General features: G+C 59.4%; 17 protein-coding genes. 3 read left to right on the top strand and 14 right to left on the bottom strand.

The features are described from left to right. Positions 1 to 66 precede the first annotated feature (66 nt). The 5 genes from ACYZTZ_RS29855 to hutC all read right to left on the bottom strand — a co-directional run bounded on the left by ACYZTZ_RS29855 (position 67) and on the right by hutC (position 6,131). Entirely contained in the window at positions 67 to 1,035 is a 969-nt protein-coding gene (locus ACYZTZ_RS29855) for an ABC transporter substrate-binding protein (RefSeq protein ID WP_046045583.1), read from the bottom strand. Between the two features lie 69 nt (positions 1,036 to 1,104). Further along, positions 1,105 to 2,577, bottom strand: coding sequence for a purine-cytosine permease family protein (locus tag ACYZTZ_RS29850; RefSeq protein ID WP_462000508.1), 1,473 nt, complete (start codon positions 2,575 to 2,577; stop codon positions 1,105 to 1,107). A gap of 161 nt (positions 2,578 to 2,738) precedes the next feature. Next, positions 2,739 to 4,427: a urocanate hydratase gene (hutU, locus tag ACYZTZ_RS29845; protein ID WP_462000507.1), complete on the bottom strand. Its 1,689-nt coding sequence runs from the start codon at positions 4,425 to 4,427 to the stop codon at positions 2,739 to 2,741. 469 nt (positions 4,428 to 4,896) lie between these two features. Next, positions 4,897 to 5,466, bottom strand: a complete 570-nt coding sequence (locus ACYZTZ_RS29840) for a HutD/Ves family protein (protein ID WP_462000506.1) — start codon at positions 5,464 to 5,466, stop codon at positions 4,897 to 4,899. Then, a complete protein-coding gene (gene hutC, locus ACYZTZ_RS29835) occupies positions 5,463 to 6,131 on the bottom strand; it encodes a histidine utilization repressor (protein WP_236713266.1) in 669 nt (222 codons plus the stop codon). Before hutC ends, ACYZTZ_RS29840 begins: the two co-directional genes overlap by 4 nt. Positions 6,132 to 6,331: 200 nt before the next feature. Here hutC and ACYZTZ_RS29830 point away from each other — a divergent pair, with 200 nt between their 5' ends. Next, positions 6,332 to 7,696 (top strand): formimidoylglutamate deiminase, encoded by a 1,365-nt coding sequence (locus ACYZTZ_RS29830; protein WP_462000505.1) that lies wholly within the window; start codon positions 6,332 to 6,334, stop codon positions 7,694 to 7,696. Positions 7,697 to 7,751: 55 nt separating this feature from the next. Here the strand turns inward: ACYZTZ_RS29830 and ACYZTZ_RS29825 are convergent, their stop codons facing one another. From ACYZTZ_RS29825 to ACYZTZ_RS29815, 3 genes are all read right to left on the bottom strand, one after another. Beyond that, positions 7,752 to 8,921, bottom strand: a complete 1,170-nt coding sequence (locus ACYZTZ_RS29825) for an IS4 family transposase (RefSeq protein WP_461998629.1) — start codon at positions 8,919 to 8,921, stop codon at positions 7,752 to 7,754. 205 nt (positions 8,922 to 9,126) lie between these two features. Continuing rightward, positions 9,127 to 9,696: a lipocalin family protein gene (locus ACYZTZ_RS29820; protein ID WP_462000504.1), complete on the bottom strand. Its 570-nt coding sequence runs from the start codon at positions 9,694 to 9,696 to the stop codon at positions 9,127 to 9,129. A 31-nt stretch (positions 9,697 to 9,727) separates the two neighbouring features. After that, entirely contained in the window at positions 9,728 to 9,982 is a 255-nt protein-coding gene (locus ACYZTZ_RS29815; protein WP_033055306.1) for a lipoprotein, read from the bottom strand. Positions 9,983 to 10,266: 284 nt separating this feature from the next. On the opposite strand from ACYZTZ_RS29815, the gene ACYZTZ_RS29810 reads away from it, so the two are divergent. Beyond that, positions 10,267 to 12,159 carry a methyl-accepting chemotaxis protein gene (locus ACYZTZ_RS29810; RefSeq protein WP_462000503.1) on the top strand — a complete coding sequence of 631 codons (1,893 nt, stop codon included), beginning with the start codon at positions 10,267 to 10,269 and terminating at the stop codon, positions 12,157 to 12,159. A gap of 194 nt (positions 12,160 to 12,353) precedes the next feature. Here the strand turns inward: ACYZTZ_RS29810 and ACYZTZ_RS29805 are convergent, their stop codons facing one another. The 5 genes from ACYZTZ_RS29805 to ACYZTZ_RS29785 form a co-directional block, all read right to left on the bottom strand. Beyond that, positions 12,354 to 12,956, bottom strand: coding sequence for a DUF924 family protein (locus ACYZTZ_RS29805; protein ID WP_462000502.1), 603 nt, complete (start codon positions 12,954 to 12,956; stop codon positions 12,354 to 12,356). Between the two features lie 3 nt (positions 12,957 to 12,959). Beyond that, positions 12,960 to 13,970 (bottom strand): class 1 fructose-bisphosphatase, encoded by a 1,011-nt coding sequence (locus ACYZTZ_RS29800; RefSeq protein ID WP_056741101.1) that lies wholly within the window; start codon positions 13,968 to 13,970, stop codon positions 12,960 to 12,962. A gap of 160 nt (positions 13,971 to 14,130) precedes the next feature. Next, positions 14,131 to 15,504, bottom strand: coding sequence for a DUF3999 domain-containing protein (locus ACYZTZ_RS29795; RefSeq protein WP_462000501.1), 1,374 nt, complete (start codon positions 15,502 to 15,504; stop codon positions 14,131 to 14,133). Next, positions 15,501 to 19,100: a DUF2339 domain-containing protein gene (locus ACYZTZ_RS29790; RefSeq protein ID WP_462000500.1), complete on the bottom strand. Its 3,600-nt coding sequence runs from the start codon at positions 19,098 to 19,100 to the stop codon at positions 15,501 to 15,503. Before ACYZTZ_RS29790 ends, ACYZTZ_RS29795 begins: the two co-directional genes overlap by 4 nt. Before the next feature lie 288 nt (positions 19,101 to 19,388). Continuing rightward, a complete protein-coding gene (locus ACYZTZ_RS29785) occupies positions 19,389 to 21,839 on the bottom strand; it encodes a glycogen/starch/alpha-glucan phosphorylase (RefSeq protein ID WP_462000499.1) in 2,451 nt (816 codons plus the stop codon). 255 nt (positions 21,840 to 22,094) lie between these two features. Here ACYZTZ_RS29785 and ACYZTZ_RS29780 point away from each other — a divergent pair, with 255 nt between their 5' ends. Next, positions 22,095 to 22,538: a YkgJ family cysteine cluster protein gene (locus ACYZTZ_RS29780; RefSeq protein ID WP_462000498.1), complete on the top strand. Its 444-nt coding sequence runs from the start codon at positions 22,095 to 22,097 to the stop codon at positions 22,536 to 22,538. Positions 22,539 to 22,670: 132 nt separating this feature from the next. Here ACYZTZ_RS29780 and typA read toward each other — a convergent pair whose 3' ends face one another. Next, the gene (typA, locus tag ACYZTZ_RS29775) at positions 22,671 to 24,491 is read right to left on the bottom strand and encodes a translational GTPase TypA (RefSeq protein ID WP_046045570.1); all 1,821 of its coding nucleotides are present in this window, start codon (positions 24,489 to 24,491) and stop codon (positions 22,671 to 22,673) included. Positions 24,492 to 24,624 lie beyond the last annotated feature (133 nt).

Genomic DNA, 24,624 nt, shown 5'->3' with positions numbered 1-24,624 from the left:
GACTCTCAATCAAGGGGTTGCGATCAAGCATCCGACTGCCGCTCAGGGCAGCCGGAGAGGCTCAACCTACAAGGCCGCGTCGATCTTTTTGGCTGCGTCTTCGCTCACCCATGCGTGCCAGACTTCAGGATGTTCCTTGAGGAAGATTTTCGCCAGTTTTGGTGACTCGATCCGCTCTTTGGCCATGCGTCCGAGATTCTGGTTGAGCAGGTCGATTGGCAGGTTGACCTTCTCCAGCACCGCCACCAGTTCCGGGGCTTGCTCGTGGAAAGTCTTGGACAGGCCGACCTTGATGGTCACTTGCTTGTTCACGCCTGGTTTCTCATCGAGTTTGACCAGGTCCACCTGGCCCATCAGCGGGGTTGGCGACCAGTAGTAGAACAGGATCGGCTCGCCACGTTTGTAGCTCGACAGCACCGCGGCATCCAGCGCCGGGCCGGTGCCCGGACGGAAGTTGGTGTAGGTGCTTTCCAGGCCGTAGCTTTTCAGCATTTCGCTGTTGTCGAGCTCACAGGTCCAGCCGGCCGGGCAGTTATAGAAACGGCCCTTGGATGGCTCTTCGGCGTCTTTGAACACAGCGGAATACTTGCCCAGGTCAGCAATGTTTTTCAGGTCCGGTGCCTTGGCTTCCAGCTTGCGCTTGGCGTCGCCTTCGATCACGTAACGCGGCACGTACCAACCTTCGACAGCACCCACGACCGGGGCGCCGACACCGACGACCTTGCCGGCCTTCTCGGCCTTGTTCCAGACTTCGCTACGGCCAACCCACTCTTCGGCGAAGATTTGAATATCGTTGCTGCTCAGGGCGTTTTCCATGGTGATGGAGTTGCCCGGCAGGCTGTCGGTCTTGCAGTCGTAGCCTTTCTCCAACACGACTTGCAGCACGTCGGTCAGCAGCATGGCGCTTTCCCAGTTCAGGCCGGCAAATTTCACCGGCTTGCCCGACTCGCACCAACCCGCCGCCTGAGTGGCGCCGGCGCTGGCCAGCAGGCCCATGGAAAGCAATGTGGTCAGCAGGGTCTTGTTCGATTTCATTGTAGTGACGCTCCTAATCATGAGTTGGCTTACGGCAGTCAAGAGGCATCCAGCCCTGTCCACGTCCAATCAGGCCTGCGCCGCAGCGCGACCGGCCCCGCTTGTTATAGGTGCTGCATTGCTGTCCTGCTCGACCGGCAGAATCAGGTGATCGGGTACTGCGCTGTGCCATTTTTTCGCGCACACGTAATACAGGGCTGCGGGAAGCACCAGACCGATGATCCAGGAAATATCCACATCACCCAGGGCCGCCACCAGCGGACCGGTATAGAACTTGGTGGAGATGAACGGCAACTGCACCAGCACACCGAAGACATAAACGCTGATACCGAGGGCGTTCCAACGGCCGTAGCGACCATTCGGATCGGCCAGCGCCGGCACGTCATAGCGCTCGCGGGTGATGCAGTAGTAGTCCACCAGGTTGATCGCGCTCCATGGCGTAAAGAACGCCAGCAGGAACAGGATGAAGGACTTGAACGCACCGAGGAACGAGTGCTGACCGAGCAACGCCATCAGGGTCGCAGCACCGACGATGACCAGCACGAAGACCAGACGCTGCAAGCGCGTTACTTTCAGATCACCTCGGAAACCGCTGATGACGGTCGCAATGCACATGAAGCTGCCGTAGGAGTTCAGGGTGGAGATGGTGACCTTGCCGAATGCGATGCTGAAATACAGCAGCGCAGCGGTGGCACCGGTACCGCCCAAACCAACGATGTAGGCCACTTCATGGCCGGCGAATTGGCCGTTGGCCGAGGCGGCGGCAAACACGCCGAGGACCATCGCCACTTGTGCGCCAATCACCGAACCCGCGCCAGCGGCGAAAAAGGTTTTCACCGAAGACGTCTTGCTCGGCAGGTAGCGTGAATAGTCAGCCACGTAAGGACCGAAGGCGATCTGCCAGGACGCCGCGAGCGATACCGCGAGCAAGAAGCTGCTCCAGCTGAAGTGGCGGATTTGCAACAGTGCGCCAACATCAACTTGGCTCATCAGACGGCTGAACAGATAAACAAAGGCAATCACGCCAATGACGCTAGCGACACGGCCTATCCAATGGATCACCCGATAACCGAGCACCGTCACCAGCACAATGACACTGGCGAAGATCAGGATGCCGACGCTGTCGCTGACACCAAACAACTGGCCCAGCGCCTGGCCGGAAAGCACGGTTCCCGTTGCGGTGAAACCGAGGTACATCAGACAGACCAGCACGATCGGGATGGCCGCGCCATACACGCCGAACTGTACCCGGCTGGAAATCATCTGCGGCAGGCCAAGTTTTGGCCCTTGCGCCGCATGCAGTGCCATTACGCCACCGCCCAGCAGTTGACCGATCAACAGACCGATCAACGACCAGAACACGTCACCGCCCAGCACCACGGCCAGGGCCCCGGTGACAATCGCGGTGATTTGCAGATTGGCACCCATCCACAGGGTGAACTGGCTCAACAGACGACCGTGTCTTTCCGCTTCCGGGATGTAGTCGATCGAACGTTTCTCGATCAACGGTTTACTGCCTGCACGATCGCTGTTAACAGCCATGATTCAACCTCTGTGGATTGTTATTCGGTGTTGTTGTTTCTCTGTCAGAGCTGTGTAGGAGCTGTCGAGTGAAACGAGGCTGCGATCTTTTGATCTTGATCTCCGGCGTCAGTGACGACGCCAAAAGATCGCAGCCTTCGGCAGCTCCTACAGGGCAAGCATTACTTGCCGGTAATCATCGGCAGGTTCAGGCCCTGTTCCTTGGCGCAGTCGATCGCGATCTGATAACCCGCATCGGCGTGACGCATGACACCAGTCGCCGGGTCGTTGTGCAGGACGCGAGCGATACGCTCGGCCGCTTCGTCAGTACCGTCGCAGACAATCACCATGCCCGAGTGCTGGGAGAAGCCCATGCCGACGCCGCCGCCGTGGTGCAGGGAAACCCAGGTCGCGCCGCTCGCGGTGTTGAGCAGAGCGTTGAGCAGTGGCCAGTCGGACACGGCATCGGAACCGTCTTGCATGGATTCGGTTTCGCGGTTCGGGCTGGCGACCGAACCGGAGTCCAGGTGGTCGCGACCGATCACGATTGGCGCGGACAATTCACCGCTGCGAACCATTTCGTTGAACGCCAGACCGAGCTTGGCGCGCAGGCCCAGGCCAACCCAGCAGATACGTGCCGGCAGACCCTGGAAGCTGATGCGCTCGCGCGCCATGTCCAGCCAGTTGTGCAGGTGGGCGTCGTCCGGGATCAGTTCTTTTACTTTGGCGTCGGTTTTGTAGATGTCTTCGGCGTTGCCCGACAGTGCAGCCCAACGGAACGGACCGATACCACGGCAGAACAGCGGACGGATGTAAGCGGGTACGAAGCCTGGGAAGTCGAATGCGTTCTCGACGCCTTCTTCTTGGGCCATCTGACGGATGTTGTTGCCGTAGTCGAAGGTCGGAATGCCCATTTTCTGGAAGTCCAACATCGCTTTAACGTGCACGGCCATGGATTGCTTGGCGGCTTTGACGACAGCGGCTGGCTCGGTCTTGGCGCGAGCGCGGTACTCTTCCCAGGTCCAGCCGGCTGGCAGGTAACCGTTCAGCGGGTCGTGGGCGCTGGTCTGGTCGGTGACCATGTCCGGGCGCACGCCGCGCTTGACCAGTTCCGGCAGGATTTCAGCCGCGTTACCCAGCAGGGCGATGGAAATCGCTTTGCCTTCTTTGGTGTATTTGGCGATGCGGGCCAGCGCGTCGTCGAGGTCGGTGGCTTGCTCATCGACGTAACGGCTGTTCAAACGGAAATCGATACTGACCTGCTGGCATTCGATGTTCAGCGAGCAAGCGCCGGCCAGGGTAGCGGCCAGAGGTTGAGCGCCGCCCATGCCGCCGAGGCCTGCGGTCAGGACCCAACGACCTTTCAGGTCATCGTTGTAGTGTTGGCGACCGGCTTCGACGAAGGTTTCGTAGGTGCCCTGAACGATGCCCTGGCTGCCGATGTAGATCCAGCTGCCGGCGGTCATCTGGCCGTACATGGCCAGGCCTTTGGCGTCGAGCTCGTTGAAGTGTTCCCAGCTCGCCCAGTGTGGCACCAGGTTGGAGTTGGCGATCAGTACGCGCGGGGCGTTGCTATGGGTCTTGAACACGCCGACCGGCTTGCCGGATTGCACCAGCAGAGTCTCGTCGTCGTTCAGGTTGGTCAGGCTTTCGACGATCTTGTCGTAGCATTCCCAGTTACGCGCCGCACGACCGATACCACCGTAAACCACCAGTTCTTTAGGGTTCTCGGCGACTTCCGGGTCGAGGTTGTTCATCAGCATGCGCAGCGGCGCTTCAGTCAGCCAGCTCTTGGCGGTCAGCGTGTTACCGCGAGCGGCACGAATTTCAACGTCACGAAACTTAGTAGGTTTCTGGGTATTGTCAGTCACGAAAAAGACTCCTCAGCGATCAATCCAAACCAACCCTGGCGGTGGGTAAGCCAGCCTGTGCGCGTCAAAGCGACACAAGCGAATCAGTGGACGTTGCGAGGAGTCTCGATCGACTCATACGCATACGTCTTTACTTGTACATACAAGCATATGCAATCAAGCGGCCAACTTGCTGGATGAGTGTTCAAGAAAAGTTTTGAAAGGGCTGGAAAGCGCCTGGATCAAGGGTTCTGGCAAAGATGAAATTTTTCGGGGGGATTTTGCGAGGAGGGTTACAGCTGTTACTTGAGTGGGGTTTTGCGCCACGCTGGGGCGTTCGGTAACAAGTTGGTGCGCATTCGGGAACATTGAAAAGCAAAAAGATCGCAGCCTCCGGCAGCTCCACATTGATCGTGTACACCACAAATTTTGCGGATGGACATCGAACTGTAGGCGCGGCCGAAGGCTGGGATCTTTTGGGAGTTTTGAATCAGCGTGCGATCAGTTCGATCACACAGCACGGGCCATTGCTGGAGACTTCCAGCAGGCCGGCGTTACCGTCGAGTTGCAGGCAATCATGGCGACCGAGTTGTGAGGCACTGTTACCAACCTTCACTTCAAGCTCGTCGGTGACACTGAACACGAGCACAGTGCCTGCCGAGCTGAAAAACCGCTGCTCGCCATCCAGCCACTGCAATCGCGCGCTATAACGCTGCGGCGCATAAATCAGGTTGAAGTCGCGGATCGGCCCACCGAGCAATGTGCAGGAAACCTGGCTCTCGCCGCTGAAGGCAAACGGGTCCAGCGGTAACAATGGCTGCGTGTCCTGGCCATCAACCCGCAAGGTCATGCCCTCGCCTTGCAACACAGTGATCACTCGCTCATAGCCGGCGAATGTCGAGAAACCGCCCGACTCGCCGATATCGGCAATCGACAGGCGCCAGCCGAAACCCTCAAGGCCGGCACCTCCATCACGGGTGATTTCTTCAGTGCTGCCGCCGCCGTTTTTCCATGGCATGCGTGGGTAATCTATTGCACGTAAAACCTTGAACTGACTCATTTATGAAAGCGTCCTTCCAGACGATGACGGGAACCGGGATGGATCAAACGGGCGGCAGTCACTGGCTGACGGCCGGACCAGGTGCGGCGACGAATCAGCAGGCACGGCTCGCCCTTTTCAATCTGCAGTAACTTGCACTCGCTGGCCTCAGCCAGAATCGCCTCGACCACATGTTCGCCTTCAGTCAGCGGCGCGACCTGGTTCAGATAGGCGTATGGCGTTTGCAGGGTGAAGTCCTGCTTGAGGTAGTCCGGAGCCACCAGCGCGTTGACGAAACGGTCTTCGATTTGCACCGGGATATCATTTTCAAAATGCACGATCAGCGAGTGAAAGACTTTCTGGCCTTCGCGCATGTCCAGTGCCAGTGCCCGCTCGGAACCGGCGGCCTCTTCTTCGAGGGTGATGACCTTGCACGTATGGCGATGGCCACGGGAGGCGATTTCATCGGCGATGTTGTGCACTTCAAACAGCGCGGACTGACTTTTCGGCTCGGCGACGAACGTGCCGACACCCTGCATGCGCACCAGCAGACCGTCGGCGGTCATCTCGCGCAGGGCGCGGTTGATGGTCATGCGGCTGAAACCCAGCTGGTTGACCAGCTCGCTTTCCGACGGAACGCGGTAGTGCGGCGGCCAGTTCCCACTGTCGATTTGCTGGGTGATCATCTGTTTGACGCGGGCGTACAAGGGCGCCGGACTGTCGCCCAGATTGGCGCTCAGATTGGCATTCGGCGGCAATGTGGCAGAGGGAGTCGGCACGGTTAATCCTTGTTCGTTTAGTAAAGGTTGCTAGCTTGCCGGAGTTTACCGAGCAGGCAAACGTCTGTATATGTATATACAAATAACACACGATGGGGTGCTGAACCATGTCCGCCTTCTTTGCCGAACGCGCGCTGCTGCCTAGTGGATGGGCCAACAATGTACGTCTTGAGGTCAGCGCCGATGGCGTGTTGACCCATATCCAGGCCGATTCCAATGCAGATGGCGCTGAACGGCTAAGCGGTCCGCTGCTGCCGGGTATGCCGAATTTACACTCCCACGCCTTCCAGCGGGCCATGGCCGGGCTGGCGGAAGTGGCGGGTAATCCGAATGACAGTTTCTGGACCTGGCGCGATTTGATGTATCGCCTCGTCGGAAAAATCAGCCCGGATCAACTCGGCGTCATCGCCCGTCAGCTGTACATCGAAATGCTCAAGGCCGGCTACACCTCGGTCGCGGAATTTCATTACGTACACCACGACACCAACGGCCAGCCTTACGCGGACCCGGCCGAACTGGCGCTACGCATCAGTCAGGCCGCCAGCTCCGCCGGGATCGGCCTGACCCTGCTGCCGGTGCTCTACAGTCATTCCGGTTTCGGCGGCCAGGCCCCGAACGAAGGCCAGCGCCGCTTTATCAACAGCACCGAAAACTACCTCAAGCTTCAATCGCGCTTGCAGCCGATCCTGGCGCAGCAACCGGCGCAGTCGCTGGGTTTGTGTTTCCACTCGTTGCGCGCGGTAACACCGCAGCAAATCAGCGAAGTGCTGGCGGCCAGCGACAAGCAGTGCCCGGTGCATATTCACATTGCTGAACAGCAGAAGGAAGTCGACGACTGCCTGAGCTGGAGTGGCCGCCGTCCGCTGCAATGGCTGTACGAAAATACTGAAGTCGATCAGCGCTGGTGCCTGGTTCACGCGACCCACGCCAACCCGGAAGAAGTCACGCTGATGGCCAAGAGTCGCGCCATCGCCGGCCTGTGCCTGACGACCGAAGCCAACCTCGGCGACGGTATCTTCCCGGCGGTGGAGTTCCTCGCTCAGGGCGGGCGCATGGGCATCGGTTCCGACAGCCATGTGTCTTTGAGCGTGGTGGAAGAATTGCGTTGGCTGGAATACGGCCAGCGTCTGCGCGACCAACGGCGTAATCGTTTGTATGGCGCGGATCAGCCGATGGTTGGCCGCACGCTGTACGACGCGGCGCTGGATGGCGGCGCTCAAGCGCTGGGTCAGTCGATTGGTGCGCTGGAAGTTGGCAAACGTGCGGATTGGCTGGTGCTGGATGGCAACGATCCGTACCTGGCGACAGCCAGCGGCGACGGGATTCTCAATCGTTGGTTGTTTGCCGGCGGTGATCGTCAGGTGCGGGATGTGCTGGTCAATGGCCAGTGGGTTGTGCGCGACGGGCGTCATGCGGGCGAAGAAGAGAGCAATCGGGCGTTCACCCAAGTCCTGCGCGATCTTCTGGGCTAACCCCCCCCACTGATCATTCCCACGCTCTGCGTCACTAGTGTCCGGTAAAACCTTTTCAAAGCTGAAGGCTGCCTTGGGCAGCCTTCAGCTTTGTTCGCTTTTGCCTTCGGTGTTCCAGGTGTTCGATGCTTAATGGGCGTTCGAACAAGCTGTGGGTTAGCCGAATGGCAAAGTCTGAAATAGACCCGGAGCAACCTGAACGGCGCTGATAAAGATGCAGCAAAAGATAGGTAATCAAGGCGCTGTAGATCTGCAAACGAACGGCATTTTCAGAGAAGCCGAAATACCGTTTGAGCTTGAGGTTTTGCTTGATCCACTTGAAAAACAGCTCGATTTGCCAACGTTGCTTGTACAGATCGGCGATCTCCTCCGCTGAGCGAGAGAAGTCGTTGGTGACCAGAATCAATGGCGTTTCGTGGTCCTCTCGGCGGATCTGAACCCGACGCACAGCCTGATTTTGGTAGTGATTCGGACGTCGAGCGTTCAGGTATTTCTTACCGAACAAGACCGATTCATCCGCCTCAATGAATTCCGGTGCATCCTGTTCCCTCAAGTTTTCTACCGGCTTTAGATTGGCGTTTTTCTTCAGTCGTGTGACGAAGAAAGAACCCATCTGATCAATCTGGTGCCACCAGTTGTAGTCGCAGTAACCCTTGTCGAAAACGTACGTCATACCCGCTTCAAGCGGCATGGTCAGGGCATCGCTCAGATCGTTGACGTTGGCGGCGGTGATGTTTACGTAAGTCGGGGCTGTTTGCTGTGGATCGATGGCCACATGCACCTTCAAGCCTTGGGTTATGCGGGTTTTCGTCGCGGTGGTCCATTCGTCAAAACCGGGTCCGCGCAGGCTGATCGAGGTCGAATCGATCAGGGTGATCATGGCTTCGAGCGACTTGCGCTGCTTGCGGCCAATGCCCTGAAGCAGGTGCTCGCAGGCCAGCCGAAACGGCTCTGAGCTGCGCTTGTTCAACGCATCACAAAGGGTTGAACGCACCATGTTCTTGGCGTTGAGGTGGTGACGATGGGGTTGCAGCGACTGTGAAGCTGTCGCCAACGTGCGCAAGCTTTTGGCTTGTGTCAGCTGGCCAAAAATCAACGTGACGAGCAGATCCCAGGACGTGAATTGTTTGGCGTAACGATCAGCGCCACAGCGTTTGACGGCGGCTTTGAAGAGCTGATGAGGAAGGGCCTGGAGCATTTGCGCAAATCGAGTGCTGCTGAACATGGGCGAAAATCGAGTCTGAAAACCTGATTATTGCTTACGAAGCAGGCACAGCAAGGGGGAGCAAGCTCCCCCTTGGGTTTTTACCGGACACTAGTGACGCTCTGCGTGGGAATGCCTCAATGGACGCTCTGCGTCCGCTTTGGGACGCGGAGCGTCCCGGGCTGCATTCCCACGCGGAGCGTGGGAACGATCAGTAGCGGAGTAATCAGTTCGAAGTCTTGGCCATCTGCGTATCGGTCGCGCGCCAGATCAGCCGCGTAGTGTCGTAACCCTGCTGACGCGCCTTGCTCAGCAGTTCCTCACGCACTACACCATTGACCGTCGGGGTCCGTGACAGCAGCCACAGATACTTGCGGCTCGGGTCGCCAACAATGGCGGTCTTGTAGTCATCGCTGACGTACAACACCCAGTACTCTCCCTTCGCCGCACCCGGAATCAGCCGCGAAAACCAGGTATCGAACTCGACCCACAGCTTGTCGGTTTTGCCCGGCTCCTGTGGCCAGGCCACGCCTTTGGCCTCTTCCCATTGCCAGTCTGCCGTCAGGCAGCGATTGAGCACCAACACCTTGCCGTCAGGCTTGAGCGTGTAATGGGCTTCGGATTGCGCGCAGTTGCGCTGGAAATACATCGGCAGACGAGCCAACTCGTACCAGGTCCCTTGGTACTTCTTGAGATTGACGCTGTTGACGGTTTTCGGTGCCAACGGATCTACGCCGGAAGTGGCGCAGCCGGCCAATACCAGGCCGGCTAAAAGGACTATCAGTAACCGTTTCATTGTTTTTCTCCCGTGGGCGCATAGCCCCGGATTACTTCAGGCCTTGGCCGGAAAACATCAGCACTTTGTCACCGGCGTACTGCACGCTGATAAAGCTGTTCTTGTCGCCCCAAGTGCAACTGGACATGCCGAGCGCGCCCGAGCAATCAGCGGGTTTGCCCAGCAAGGTTTCTACCTCGGCCTTGGGCATGCCTGACGACAGCTTCGAGTAGTTTTCCTGATTGATCTTGCTGCAAGCGGCCAACAACACGCAGAACGAAAGCAGGGCGATAGAACGCAGCGACATGGTGTAGCTCCTGGGGCGAAGGGGAATGGCATGGCTGCCAAGCTGAAGCTTAGAAGAGAAAACCCCTGTCTGGTTCCCTGGTCGGCCGGCTATTTATCAGGCCGCTCGTCTACCTTTTTTCGAAAAATCAGCAACTTTCTTTCGCTATTGAGTATTTCGTCGGTTTTCGCAAAAAGCCGCCTAATCTTTGGCGCCGGTCAGTCGACATAAAAGCAGCGCAAAGCCCACGACTGTGGCAAATTGACGCCCCTTTGTTGACCAGCCTCTTCGCGGTAGCTCATTTAATGACCAGAAACATGAAGTTCAGCCACAAGATCTTGTTGGCTGCCGCCCTCGTGGTGGCCGTTGCATTCGCTTGCTTCATCCTCTTCAACGACTACCGCCAGCGGCAAACCCTGCGCAGCAGTACCGAATCCTCGATGCAGGAACTCGGCAGCCTGACCACCAGCAACATCCAGACCTGGCTGGAAAGCCGCATCCAGTTGCTGCAATCGCTGTCCCAGCAGATCGCCGTGGACGGCAGCGCCCCGGCCAACCTCAAGCGCGCCATCGACCTGCCCGCCTACACCAGCAATTTTCAGTTGAGCTACTTCGGTGGCACCGACGGCGTGATGTTCTCGGTCCCGGCCGGCAATCGTGCGGCAGATTACGACCCCCGCGCCCGTGGCTGGTACAAGGCGGCCAACGGTGCGCAACAGACCATCGTCACCGAACCGTACATCGCCGCATCGTCGGGCAAACTGGTGATCACCGTTGCCACTCCGGTGAAACATCAGAATCAAATGATCGGAGTCGCCGGCGCAGACATCGACCTGTCCAGCGTCAGCGCGATCATCAACTCGCTGAACTTCGGCGGCCACGGCCATGCGTTTATCGTCAGTGCCGACGGCAAGATCCTGATCCACCCGGACAGCAAGCTGGTGCTCAAGAGCCTGACCGACGCCTACCCGAACGGCGCGCCGAAAGTCAGCCCGGGCATGAAAGAAGTCGAGATCGACGGCAAGGCTCAATTCATCTCCTTTACCCACGTCAACGGTGTGCCCTCGGCAGACTGGTACGTGGCGCTGGTGCTGGATCAGGACACCGCGTTCTCGATGCTCAGCGAATTCCGCACCTCGGCGATCATCGCCATGGTCATTGCCGTGGTGATCATCATCGCGCTGTTGGGCATGCTGATCAGCTTCCTGATGCAGCCGCTGTTGACCATGGGCCGCGCCATGCATGACATCGCCGAAGGCGAAGGTGACTTGACCAAACGCCTGACCATTCACGGCCAGGACGAATTTGGTGCGCTGGGCACCTCGTTCAACCGTTTTGTGGAGCGTATTCACACCTCGATTCGCGAAGTGTCCTCGGCCACCGGCCAGGTCAACGAAGTCGCCTTGCGTGTGGTTGCCGCGTCGAACTCGTCGATGTTCAACTCCGACCAGCAAGCCTCGCGCACCAGCAGCGTCGCCGCCGCCATCAACGAGCTGGGCGCCGCCGCCCAGGAAATTGCTCAGAACGCCGCCCTCGCCTCTCAGCATTCGAGCGATGCTCGCGCATTGGCCGAAGACGGTCAGCAAGTCGTGGATAAAACCATCGCGGCGATGCAGCAGCTCTCGGCGAAGATCAGCGATTCGTGCGGCAATATCGAAACACTCAACAGCAACACCGTGAACATCGGGCAGATTCTGGAAGTGATCACCAGCATCTCCCAGCAGACCAACCTGCTGGCACTCAACGCCGCCATCGAAGCGGCCCGTGCCGGTGAAGCCGGTCGTGGTTTTGCCGTGGTAGCGGACGAAGTGCGTAACCTCGCGCACCGTACTCAGGATTCGGCGCAGCAAGTGCAGAAGATGATCGAGGAACTGCAAGTCGGCGCCCGGGAAGCCGTGATCACCATGACCGACAGCCAGCGCCAGAGCGAAAGCAGCGTCGGCATCGCCAACCAGGCGGGCGAACGCCTGGGGAGCGTGACCCAGCGTATCGGTGAGATCGACGGGATGAACCAGTCGGTAGCCACTGCGACGGAAGAGCAAACGGCGGTGGTGGAGTCGATCAACGTCGACATTACCGAGATCAACACGCTGAATCAGGAAGGTGTGGAGAACTTGCAGGCGACGTTGCGTGCGTGTGCGGACCTTGAGCAGCAGGCAGCGCGGCTGAAGCAGTTGGTTGGCAGCTTCCGGATTTAAACTTCACGATCCACCCCTCATCGGAACGCCGCCCGCCCATCCCTCTCCCCACGGGGGAGAGGGGGAAAGGGAGCAGATCTTCATGGTTTTCGAAACCTGAGGTCGACTCGATATTTCAGGTCGATGTCACTCGAAAGAACAACTCGGTCAGTCCCCTCTACCCCCTGGGGAGAGGGTTAGGGTGAGGGGCGGCTCTAGAATCTAGACCCCGGCCCTGAAAGAAACGCCATCTCCTCAGCCGTAGACTCCCTTCCCAACACCGCATTGCGATGCGGAAACCGTCCAAACCGCGCAATCACTTTCTGATGCCGTTCGGCATAATCCAGGTTATCGGCAAACACCGCCCGATCAGCCTCAGGCTGCTGCGCCACCAGATCGATAAATCGCGAAACCGCTTCGTTCTGCACCGCCAGATTCTCGCAATGCTCAAACACCAGGTAGATGAACACCCGCTGGATCGGCCGCAACTGCCGATCGAAATCCGCAGCAATGCCTTGCGCCACCAGTGCCTGAGCCCTGAGATCGCCTGAAAAGGATTTGGGAGTGTCGCGATAGATCATTCGCGGGAGTTGGTCGAGTAACAGCACCAGAGCCAGCCAACCTTCGGGGCGTTGCGCCCACTCGGTCAATCCGCCGGCCAGTGCCTGCTCGACCCAGTCCCCGAAACGCGTGCGCGCTTCGAGGTCCTGGCTGTCGCGCTTGCCGAACCACAACTTGCCCTTGTCAGCCGATATTTCGTTGGGGGATTCGAGCGTTCCGAACCACCATTCGAGCAACGGCTGCCAGGGCGCGGTCATGGTTTATTCCTTGTGGTAAGCCGTGACGCGTTCGACTTCTTCTTTCGAGCCGAGGAACACCGCTACGCGCTGGTGCAAGCCGTCAGGCTTGATGTCGAGGATGCGCTGATGGCCATCGGTGGAAGCGCCGCCGGCCTGTTCAACCAGGAACGACATCGGGTTGGCTTCGTACATCAGGCGCAGCTTGCCCGGCTTGGACGGCTCGCGGCTGTCGCGTGGGTACATGAACAGACCACCACGGGTCAGGATGCGGTGCACGTCCGCGACCATCGCGGCGACCCAGCGCATGTTGTAGTTCTTTTTCAGCGGGCCTTCTTCGCCCGCCAGCAATTCGCCGACGTAGCGTTGTACCGGAGCTTCCCAGTGACGCTGGTTGGACGCGTTGATCGCGAATTCCTGAGTGGACTCCGGGATCTTGATGTCTTCATGGGTCAGCACGAAGCTGCCCATTTCGCGGTCCAGGGTGAAGCCTTTTACGCCGTCGCCCAAGGTCAGGATCAACATGGTCTGTGGACCGTAGATCGCGTAACCGGCAGCCACTTGCTCGGTGCCTGGCTGCAGGAAAGCCTTTTCGTTCAAGGGCTCGTTTTGGCTCAGGTATTCGTTCGGGCAACGCAGCACCGAGAAGATCGTACCGACCGGCGCGTTGATATCGATGTTCGACGAGCCGTCCAGTGGGTCGAAAACCAGCAGGTACGCGCCTTTCGGGTATTTGCCCGGGATCTGGTAGGCGTTGTCCATTTCTTCGGACGCCATGCCGGCCAGGTGACCGCCCCATTCGTTGGCTTCGAGCAGGATCTCGTTGGAGATCACGTCGAGTTTCTTCTGCACTTCACCTTGGACGTTTTCAGTGCCCATGCTGCCCAGAACACCACCGAGGGCGCCTTTGGACACGGCGTGGTTGATCTCTTTGCAAGCACGCGCCACCACTTCGATCAGGAAACGCAGATCGGCAGGGGTGTTATTGCTACGGGTCTGCTCAATCAAATAGCGACTCAGGGTAACGCGGGACATGGAAGGCTCCGGTGGAATGGGGGGGCTAAAAACCCGCGCAGTTTAACGCGAGTCGGGGCGCATTTCCTCCTATCAGACGTGTTACACCCAATAGAGTTCATGCGCCCGGTTGAGCGTAGTTCGAAACCGCCCGGATGTGCACCGGGCGTTGCTGCCAGTTTCAGGGCTTGACCGGCGGCTTGCGCAACAGACTGAAGGCCATCGCGGCCAGAAACAAAACACTGAGCAGCAACACCGCCCACAACCCGATCTTCTTCCAATTTGTGTCGATCGTCGCAGCCGTTGTCACAGTCGACGCTGGCGTGGCCACCGCACCGCCTTCGACCGTAGCCTTGCTCAATGTCGCCAATTTTGCAGCGTTGTAATCCGGAATCAACGTCGACAGCGGCAGGCTCGCCGCCTTCACCGTGGCACTTCCCAGCCCTAGCGTATAAGGCCCTGCTCCGCGCGCCAGGAACACCAATTGAATGGAGCGCACGGCGAATCGCACAGTCGGTGCCTCGGCCCCCAGACCGCCGCCACGCTCGTCCACCGTCAGCTTCAACTGCTGAACGGTTTGCCCTGACAGCTGCAATTCGTTCTGCACCACGTCCTGGCCACTTTGAGTCAGGCGATAGAGCAAACCGCTGCTCAGCGGCTGCCACGGCAGGCTGCTTTCCCGACGACCGGACAAGGTCACGGGCGCCAAACTGTTGGGCTGACTCAACTCGACCTGCAAACGCTCGACATTCAGCCCCATGGGTAATTGCCAGGTGTATTCACCGGCCTTCACGCTGCTGCCGGCCAGCGGTTGCGACCAGACAAGCGGTAGCGGCAGGCTGCGGGTCTTGGCGCTTTGCAGTTGCGCCGAGGTCAATGTCGGTGCCGATTGCGGCGTGCTCCATAGCAATCGCAGATACCGGGCCGACTGACCCGGCAAGGCGACTTCATGTTGCTCGACCCGCTCGTCGGCGAACGTCAGACGCGCCACCTGCCCTTCGCCCCACGACTGCCAATGCTGCAGGTCATCGCTGGCTTCGATGGTGAAACGCTGGAAACCGTCGCGTTCGCTAGTCCAGTCGAGGATCAACTGCTGCAAGGGTGCTTTGATGCTGCTGGCGTCGAGCAACCAGCCGCGCAGCATTTCTTCGCCCGCCTCCAGCTGACTGGACGGTTGCACTTCGACCAGCGTGCCGTTGGCACTCGATTGCACCCGCACGCTCGGCGCGTGCTCAGTGGAATCCGCCGAGTTGTACAGCGGGAACCATTTCACGTCGGTCAGGGTGCGGTTGTCGCTGGTCTGCGCCGGCGCACGTGCCAAGGCATACGCCTGAGCCTCACCGGCGGCGTTGAACACGCGCACATCGCTGAGATCGGTTTGCCGCGCATTCAGTTGCACGCTCAACGGCAATTCGAGGCGATACCACGGACCTTCGCCGCTGACCGACAATGGCACCTGCGTGGCGAAGTCCGCCAATTTTTCCTGAGCACTGGCCGACAGCGCCACACCCAGCGCAACAGCGCCCAACCAGACACGGTTCAGCTTCTGACTCAAGACGACACTCCTTCGGTTTGCGGAGCCGGTTTTTCAGCCTCCGGCACAGCCTCGGCGCGCTTGGGCGGCAACGGGGCGAAATAGCCCACCACCAACAGCAACACACCAACGCCGATAAACGAGACGATCCGGGCGAGTCCGCCGCGGTTGCTCAATTCGACAAAGAACAGTTTGGCCACCACCACACCGATCAGCGCCGCACCGATCAGCCAGACTTCGCGGCGATGACGCAGATGGCCGCCGATCATCAGACTCAGGGCCATCAAGGTCCAGACGATGGACAGACCGGCCTGCACCAGCATGGATTCGAGCAACGCCTCCAGCTCGAACGGCACACCGCCCCAATGATGGGCAGTGCGCATCACCAGCGCCGTGAAGAACACAAACAGCGAGGCGCCAGCGATCAGTTGCGTGGCGTGTTCGGCATAGTCCTTGCGAATCGCCAGTTGCGCCACAGCGCTGCGGGACCACACGTAGACGCCGAACAGCGCAAACAGCAGACCCAACTCCAGCGGGTTGATCAGCGGCACGTAAGGCAACGGCTCGGCGGTGCCGTCGCTGACGACGTTCGCCAGCCAGAACCAGCCGAGCATCAGCAACGCCAGCGGTGCTGCCGCGTACACGCGGTATTCGCGCGAATACCCCGACACCGGCCATGGCCAGGCACGGGGTGCCGCCATCAGCACCAGATACAGGCTCGGCAGAATCGCCCAACCCAACCAGCGCCAGGCGTTGTACTGCTCGGACAACAGCAACAGGCCGTAACGCAGCTCCAGGGCCAACACACCGATCAATAGCCAGCAGCCGAGCACATGGGCGGTACTGAGGGCGCGCGCCGGCAACATCGACGCCAGACGCCGCAGAGAGAGGAAATGCACGACGAACACGGCCGCCCATACCAGCCAACCGAATTTGGCCGCTGGGTGATAACGCGAGTGCCACGCAGCCAGCAACACCAAACCGGCAGCAGGTATCAGCAAGGTGCAGAGCAAGCCCAGCGCCGACCATTTCAGGCGGAGCGCCAAGACTGTCCACAGCGCCACGCTCACTGCCGCGACCGCCAGCAACAACGTCGCTTGTAGATTCAACGGTGCGAAGCGCAGCACTTCACTGATCCACGCCAGCGCCCACCATCCCGCCCCCCACACCAGCAAAACTTCGGACAAACGCTGCAAGCTCAGCACATCGAAGGCCGAAGCATGGTTGCCGAGCTGCAAGCGCCAGGCGCCAACCATCGCGGCCAGACCCAACACCAGCGGCGTCCAGAAACCGCTATGAGCCAGAGGCTTCAATCCTTCGCTCGCAAGCGGTCCGAGCAAATCAGGCCCGGCCATCAGGAACGCCGCGCCGCCGATGACCTGCAACAGCAGACCGAAGACAAAACTCACGCGCTGCTTGAGGTACAGACTCAGCCAGATGATGAACAAACCGCTGGCCGCCCATACCGCACTCGCCGTTTGCCAAGGCAGGACGAACAGCACCGCCAGATTGATCAACACCAGACCGGCCAGCAGCACCACTGACAAACCGCGCAGCAATCTCACGTCGCTTCGGACCATCTCATCGCGCGCCGCCAGCAACATGCCGGCGATCAGCGCCAGGCCGATCAACGACGCGCTCAGCAAACCGCTCCAACCCGCGTTGAACACAGCGCCGGACTCACCGCTCGAACCTTGCAGCCGCAGCAGGAACAATGCACCGCCGAGCAATTGCACGGCGAACGCGGTGAACAGGAAGGTGCGCGATTGCAGACGCAAGCCAACAAACAAGGTCGCCAGCCCCGCCAGCGCCCAACTGATAGTCGTGCCGTGAGTGAAGAAGAACAACGGTGCCAGCAAATAGAGGAAGGTCAGACCGAGGCAGGCCAACACCGGCAGCCCTTTGCGCTCCCATTCCGACGTCTGCTCGGGCAAGGCTTTGCGCAATTGGTAGAAACTGAACAGCAATGCCACGCCAAGCATCAGCGCGCCCAACGGTGCCCCTTCCAGCAGGCTGCTTTCGCCAATTCGCAGTTCACTGAGGAAGGCCAGCGCCGAGCCCAGCTGCAGCATCAAGGCAAAGGCTCGGGCCAGCGGTCGTTGCTGTCGCAGGCCCAGCCAGAAGATGCCAGCGCCTTCGACGGCCCAGGCAGCAGCAGTCCAGCGCGCATCGAGCCCCAACGGAATCGCCAGGCTGGCGAAGATCACCCCCAGCGCCAGACAGGTTTCCGCCAGCAGCAGCGCTCGTCCCCCCATCAGCAGCCGTGCCAGCCCCATGTAAATCATGCCCAACGCCAACGCGCTGAAGGCTGCGGCGAATTCCAGGTGCTGGACTAACGCGAACTGCAAGCCGAAGCCCACCAACGGAGGACCAAACAGCATCGAGCCGTCGACGTAATCGCCCTTGCGCGTCGACCAGCGAAGCAACGCGTCGCGACTGTCGTCCTCGGGTGCGTCGCTCATTTCCAGCAACTTGCGCCGGGCGAACAGCAGACCGATGGCCAGGTACATCAGGAAGAACACAATCAGGAACGGCTCGGTGCTCCACAGCAGTTCCGGGGTATAGGAACGCAGGCCCCAGGCGAAACCGATGCCGAAGGTGCCGACGAAACCGATCAGGTTGAGCAGCCGCCAGGCCTTGAACCAGGCGATGCCGAGGATGCCGGCGTTGAGCAAGGCGAAGTAGCTGAACAGCGCGACATGGTTGCCAGCACCGGTGGAGGTCAGGATCGGCGCGGCAAAACCGCCCAACGCCGCAGCGGCAGCCAGGCCCAAGGCATCCTGGGTGATAGCGAGGATCGCCGAGAACACCGTCACCGCGACCAGCAGACCTAACGCCGCCGTAGGATCGAGCAGCGGATGCAGGCGCATCGCAGCAAACACGGTCAGGTACAACACCGCGATCCCGGTGCCCTGCAACATCAACGCGTAATGGCTGTTGCGTGTTCTAAGCCACCAACCCAGCCCCAGAAGACCCAATGCCGCCGCCGCAACACCGGCGTAACGCAACTCGATCGGTACCACCATGCCTTCGGTGGCATAACGCAGCAGGAAGGCCAGACCGAGAAACAACAGCACCACACCGACCCGCAGCACGGTGTTGCCACCGAACAGCCAGTTGCGTGCGCCGCTGATGGCGCGGTCGATGAAGTTCGGGCCACGCGGGATGGCGGGTTGTTGTGGTTCGCGGGCGACCGGTTCGGGTTTCCAGGCATCGACGGGCACTGGACGGCTCGCTTCGGCGGCGGCCGCGGCCGCGGCCGCGGTCATCGGTTCCAGTTCGGGAGGGAGTTCCCAGATCAGCTCCGGGGCTTCGACAGGGATTTCGTCGAGTGTGAATTCAGGAGGTGCAGCGGCTTCGCTGGCAACTGGCTCACTGGTTAGCGGCGCCTTGACGCCTGACACCTCCAGCAATGCCAAACGTTGCTCGACCGCATTCAGCGCCACCTGCGCCTGTTGAAGCAACTGGCGCTGCTGGTCAGCTTGTGTACCCAAGCGGCCAATGCGAATGGCCTGGCCAATACCCAACCCGAGCAGCCCGCCCAGCAGCGCATCACTGAACGACTCGTCGAGTATCCAGCCCAGCACCAGCCCAATCAGCATGAACATCCATTGCATGGTCGATATCCCTAAGTGGCCCCGCGATGGGCAAATCCGGGCAATACAGCATCTGGGCTTCAGTCTAGTTTGAAACAACACAAACCTTGTGGGAGCGAGCTTGCTCGCGATGGGGCCCGTACATTCACCATTGAAGTTGAATGTACGTCCGCTATCGCGAGCAAGCTCGCTCCCACATTGGATTGCCTTTGACTGAGCCTAGCCATACTTTGGCCCGGTGTAACCGGCGCTTAGTATATCGATCAGGCCCAACAACCGTCGGGCCTTGCTCGCAATTATTGCTAAAAGTTACTCCAAAGCTTTCCAGATATCCGTGGCGTACTCGCGAATGGTCCGGTCGGACGAGAACCAGCCCATCCGGGAAGTGTTCAACACAGCCGAACGCCACCATTCCTTCGAATCGTGCCAATGGGCTTCAACGCGCATCTGCGCGTCCCAGTAAGAGTCGAAATCGGCGCAGACCAGGAAGCGATCGTAGTCGATCAGTGAATCGATCAATCCTGTGTAACGGGAAGGATCATCCGGCGAGAACACTCCGCCGCGAATCGCTTGCAGCACGTCATTCAGCCGGTGGGATGCCGCAATATCCGGCGTCGCGTTGAATTCATGGTTCTGCTTGCGCGCTTCAACCTGCTGAGCGCTGAGGCCGAAGATGAACATGTGTTCGGCACCGATGCGTTCGCACATTTCGACGTTGGCGCCATCGAGGGTGCCGATGGTCAGCGCACCGTTGAGGCCGAACTTCATGTTGCTGGTGCCCGAGGCTTCGAAGCCTGCGGTGGAAATCTGCTCCGACAAATCCGCTGCCGGGATGATGCTTTCCGCCAGACTGACGTTGTAGTTGGGCAAGAACACCACTTTCAGCAAACCGCGCACCGTCGGGTCGTTGTTCACCACCCGGGCGATGTCGTTGGTCAGTTTGATGATCAGCTTGGCCTGGTGATAACTGGCCGCTGCCTTGCCGGCGAAGATCTTCACCCGCGGTACCCAATCGATTTCCGGCTCGGCACGAATCGCCTGATACAGCGCAACGGTGTGCAACAGGTTCAGCAACTGACGTTTGTATTCGTGGATCCGTTTGACCTGCACGTCGAACATCGCCGCCGGGTTGACCGCAACGCCAAGTCGCTCGTGAATGATGTACGCCAGGGCTTTCTTGCTATGCAGCCGCTGCTCGGCAAACGCCTTGCGGAACGCGGCTTTCTCGGCGAACGGTTCCAGGCCGAGCAAACGCTCTTCGGCGTTGTCCAGCAGATCCGGGCCGAGCGCGTCGACCATCATCGAGGTCAGCTCCGGGTTGGCTTGGTAGAGCCAGCGGCGGAAGGTGATGCCGTTGGTCTTGTTGTTGATCCGGTCCGGGTAGAGTTTGTGCAGTTCGGAGAACACCGTTTTGCGCATCAGCTGCGTGTGCAGCCCGGACACGCCGTTGACGCTGTGGGAGCCAAGGAACGCCAGGTTGCCCATGCGCACGCGGCGGCCGTTGTCTTCCTCGATCAGCGACACCGCACGCAGCACCTCGAAGTCATGGATACCCTTGGCCCGCAGCGAATCGATGTGCTGGGCGTTGATCAGGTAAATGATCTGCATGTGCCGCGGCAACATCCGCTCCATCAAACCGACCGGCCAGGTTTCCAGCGCTTCCGGCAGCAACGTGTGGTTGGTGTAGGACAGCGTGTCGACGGTGACTTGCCATGCCGCATCCCACGCGACGTCGTAAACGTCGACCAGTTGCCGCATCAGTTCGGCCACGGCAATCGAGGGGTGGGTGTCGTTGAGCTGGATCGCGGCATGATCGCCCAGGGTCAGGACCGAGGTGTGCATGTTGCGATGGCGGCGCAGCAAGTCCTGCAAGGACGCGGCGACGAAGAAATACTCCTGACGCAAGCGCAGTTCCTGGCCGGCTTCGGTACTGTCCGCCGGGTAGAGCACCCGGGAAATACTTTCGGCCCGGGCGACTTCTGCCACGGCGCCCAAGTGGTCGCCGGCATTGAAGCGTTCCAGGTGCAAATCTTCCATGGCCCGGGCGCGCCACAGGCGCAGCGTGTTGACACTCGCCCCGCGCCAGCCGACGACCGGCGTGTCGTAAGCAATCGCGCGAACGGTTTCCGCTGGCGTCCAGACTTGCTTGGACTTGCCAGTTTCGTCGGTGACGGTTTCGACGCTGCCGCCGAAGCCGATCGGGTAAACGACCTCTGGTCGTTCAAACTCCCAAGGGTTACCGAAATCCAGCCAGTGTTCGGTCTGTTCCTGCTGCCAGCCGTCGACGATGGCCTGGCGGAACAAGCCGTGTTCGTAACGAATGCCGTAACCGTGGCCGGCGATGCCGAGGGTCGACATGCTTTCCATGAAGCACGCGGCCAGACGACCGAGGCCGCCATTGCCCAGCGCTGCGTCGGGCTCCAGCAGACGGATGCGTTCAATATCGACGCCGAGTTCTGTCATGGCTTCGCGGGCGACGTCCAGCAGGCCTAGGTTGCTCAGGCTGTCGTAGAGCAGACGGCCGATCAGAAATTCGAGGGAGAGGTAATAAACCCGCTTTTGACCTTTGCGGTAGATCTGCCGGGTGTGATCCATCCAGTGCTCGACCATGTGATCGCGCGCCGCCAGGGCAATGGCTTCGAACCAGTCGTGGTCGAAGGCGTGATCTGGGTCTTTGCCCACCGCGTAGGTGAGTTTGGTCAAGACGGCGTCGCGGAATGCGGCCACCTCTGCTTCGCGAACAAGTGGTTCTTGAGTCATCGATAGGACCTCGAGCGAGCTTGGAATTGTCTGAGCCTAGACGGTCTGACAGGCCGTTGGAACTCTGGTTCGGCAGTTTTTCCTGATAGTGCAAGATAGGTCGACATTACAACGTCATGTGCCGGAAAGAATGCAGGGCCCGTGCCGGAATACAGGTGTTATTGGGCGGAATACGAAAAAATCTGGCGAAAGGTTGTTCAAAAATCCACCAGTCCCGGTATGATCGCGCGCCCTGATGCACGCTGGTAACAACCGATGATGAAGTCCAACCTGATCGCCGCCGCGGAGATCGATCGCCTCGATACCTGGGCCAAGTACTCCGCCCCGATGTGTGGTTCGTGCGTTTCCAGCTGCTGCACCCTGCCGGTCGAGGTCAAGATCAAGGATCTGATCCGTATCGGCATCGTCGATGAATTCGAGCGCGGCGAGCCGCCAAAGAACATCGCCAAGCGTTTGCAGAAGGACGGGATCGTCGAGCGTTACAACCAGAAGTCCGAGATCTTCACCCTTCAGCGCATGAGCAACAACGATTGCCTGTACCTGGATCGTAAGAGCCGTCTGTGCACTATTTATGAAAAGCGCCCGGATACTTGCCGCAACCACCCGAAAATCGGGCCGCGCCCGGGGTATTGCGCGTATAAGCCAAAAGAAGTGGCACGCGAGAGCAGCGAGAGCCGTCGGACCCTCGAGAAATTCTGATCCGGAATCTCACCGCCTGACCGGGCCTGCTCGCGATGGCGTCAGCCCAGACAACACCAAACCCCAGACAAACAAAAACGCCCCCGACCTTGCGGTCGGGGGCGTTTTTTTAGCAGCTAACTAAGTCGAAACTCAGTTACCGGCTTTCTTGGCAGCGCGGGTACGCTCGCTTTCGCCCAGGATCTTCTTACGAAGACGGATGGACTTAGGAGTGACTTCGCACAGTTCGTCTTCTTGCACGAACTCAAGAGCTTGTTCCAGGGTGAAACGGATAGGCGGAACCAGAGCGATGGTTTCGTCTTTACCCGAAGCACGCATGTTGTCGAGCTTCTTGCCTTTGGTTGGGTTAACGCCCAGGTCGTTGTCGCGGCTGTTGATGCCGACGATTTGACCTTCGTACACGTCTTCACCGTGACCCAGGAACAGTTTGCCGCGAGCTTGCAGGGTTTCCAGCGAGTAAGTCAGAGCCTTACCGGTAGCAACCGAAACCAGCACGCCGTTCTGACGGCCGGACATGTCGCCGGACTTCATCACGTCGTAACGGTCGAAGATCGAGGTCAGGATGCCTGCACCGGAGGTCAGGGTCAGGAACTCGTTACGGAAACCGATCAAGCCACGAGCCGGGATGTTGTACTCAAGGCGCACACGGCCCTTGCCATCCGGAACCATGTTGGTCAGGTCGCCCTTACGGATACCGATCTGTTCCATGATCGAACCTTGCGATTCTTCTGGCAGGTCGATGGTCACGTTTTCGTACGGTTCGTGCTTGACGCCGTCAACCAGGCGGATGATCACTTCCGGACGACCAACACCCATTTCGAAGCCTTCGCGACGCATGGTTTCGATCAGTACCGAGAGGTGCAGCTCACCACGGCCGGAGACTTTGAACTTGTCGGCGGTGTCGCCTTCTTCAACGCGCAGAGCAACGTTGTAGAGCAGTTCTTTGTCCAGACGTTCCTTGATGTTACGGCTGGTGACGAACTTGCCTTCACGACCGCAGAACGGCGAGTCGTTAACCTGGAAGGTCATGGAAACGGTTGGTTCGTCAACGGTCAGCGGCTTCATCGCTTCGACGTTCAGTGGGTCGCACAGAGTGTCGGAGATGAACAGCTGGTCGAAGCCGCTGATGCAGACGATGTCGCCGGCAGCTGCTTCGTCAACGTCGATACGGTGCAGACCGTGGTGACCCATCAGCTTCAGGATACGACCGTTACGGCGCTTGCCGTCAGCGTCGATAGCCACAACTTGAGTGTTCGGCTTGACACGACCACGGGCGATACGGCCAACGCCGATAACACCCAGGAAGCTGTTGTAGTCCAGTGCCGAGATTTGCATCTGGAACGGACCGTCACGGTCAACTTTTGGAGCCGGCACGTGGTCAATGATCGCCTGGTACAGCGGAGTCATGTCTTCAGCCATATCGGTGTGTTCCAGACCGGCAATGCCGTTCAGGGCCGAGGCGTAGACGACTTTGAAGTCCAGCTGTTCTTCGGTCGCACCCAGGTTGTCGAACAGGTCGAAGATCTGATCCAGAACCCAGTCCGGACGCGCGCCTGGACGGTCAACCTTGTTGATGACCACGATTGGACGCAGGCCGGCTTCGAAAGCCTTCTTGGTCACGAAACGGGTTTGCGGCATAGGGCCGTCTTGAGCGTCAACCAGCAGCAGAACGGAGTCAACCATCGACATTACGCGTTCAACTTCGCCGCCGAAGTCGGCGTGGCCCGGGGTGTCCACGATGTTGATGTGGTGGCCGTTCCAGTTGATGGCGGTGTTTTTCGCCAGAATGGTAATACCGCGTTCTTTCTCCTGGTCGTTGGAGTCCATCACGCGCTCGTCGTTGAGCTCGTTGCGCTCCAGGGTGCCGGATTGACGCAAGAGTTTGTCTACCAGGGTGGTCTTACCATGGTCAACGTGAGCAATGATGGCGATGTTGCGTAGATTTTCGATCACTTGTGTATCTCGATCAGAGGATTCGGTGTGCTGACAAGTCTTGGCAGCGATTTACAGTAGAGTCAGGCCTTGCCGTTACAGCTTGACGGCAGAGTCGGGGGGCCGGTGACGCAGGCCACAGGCATACAGCCCC

Source organism: Pseudomonas sp. LB3P58, from assembly GCF_054897895.1.
This window is presented reverse-complemented; position numbering and strand designations above follow the sequence as displayed.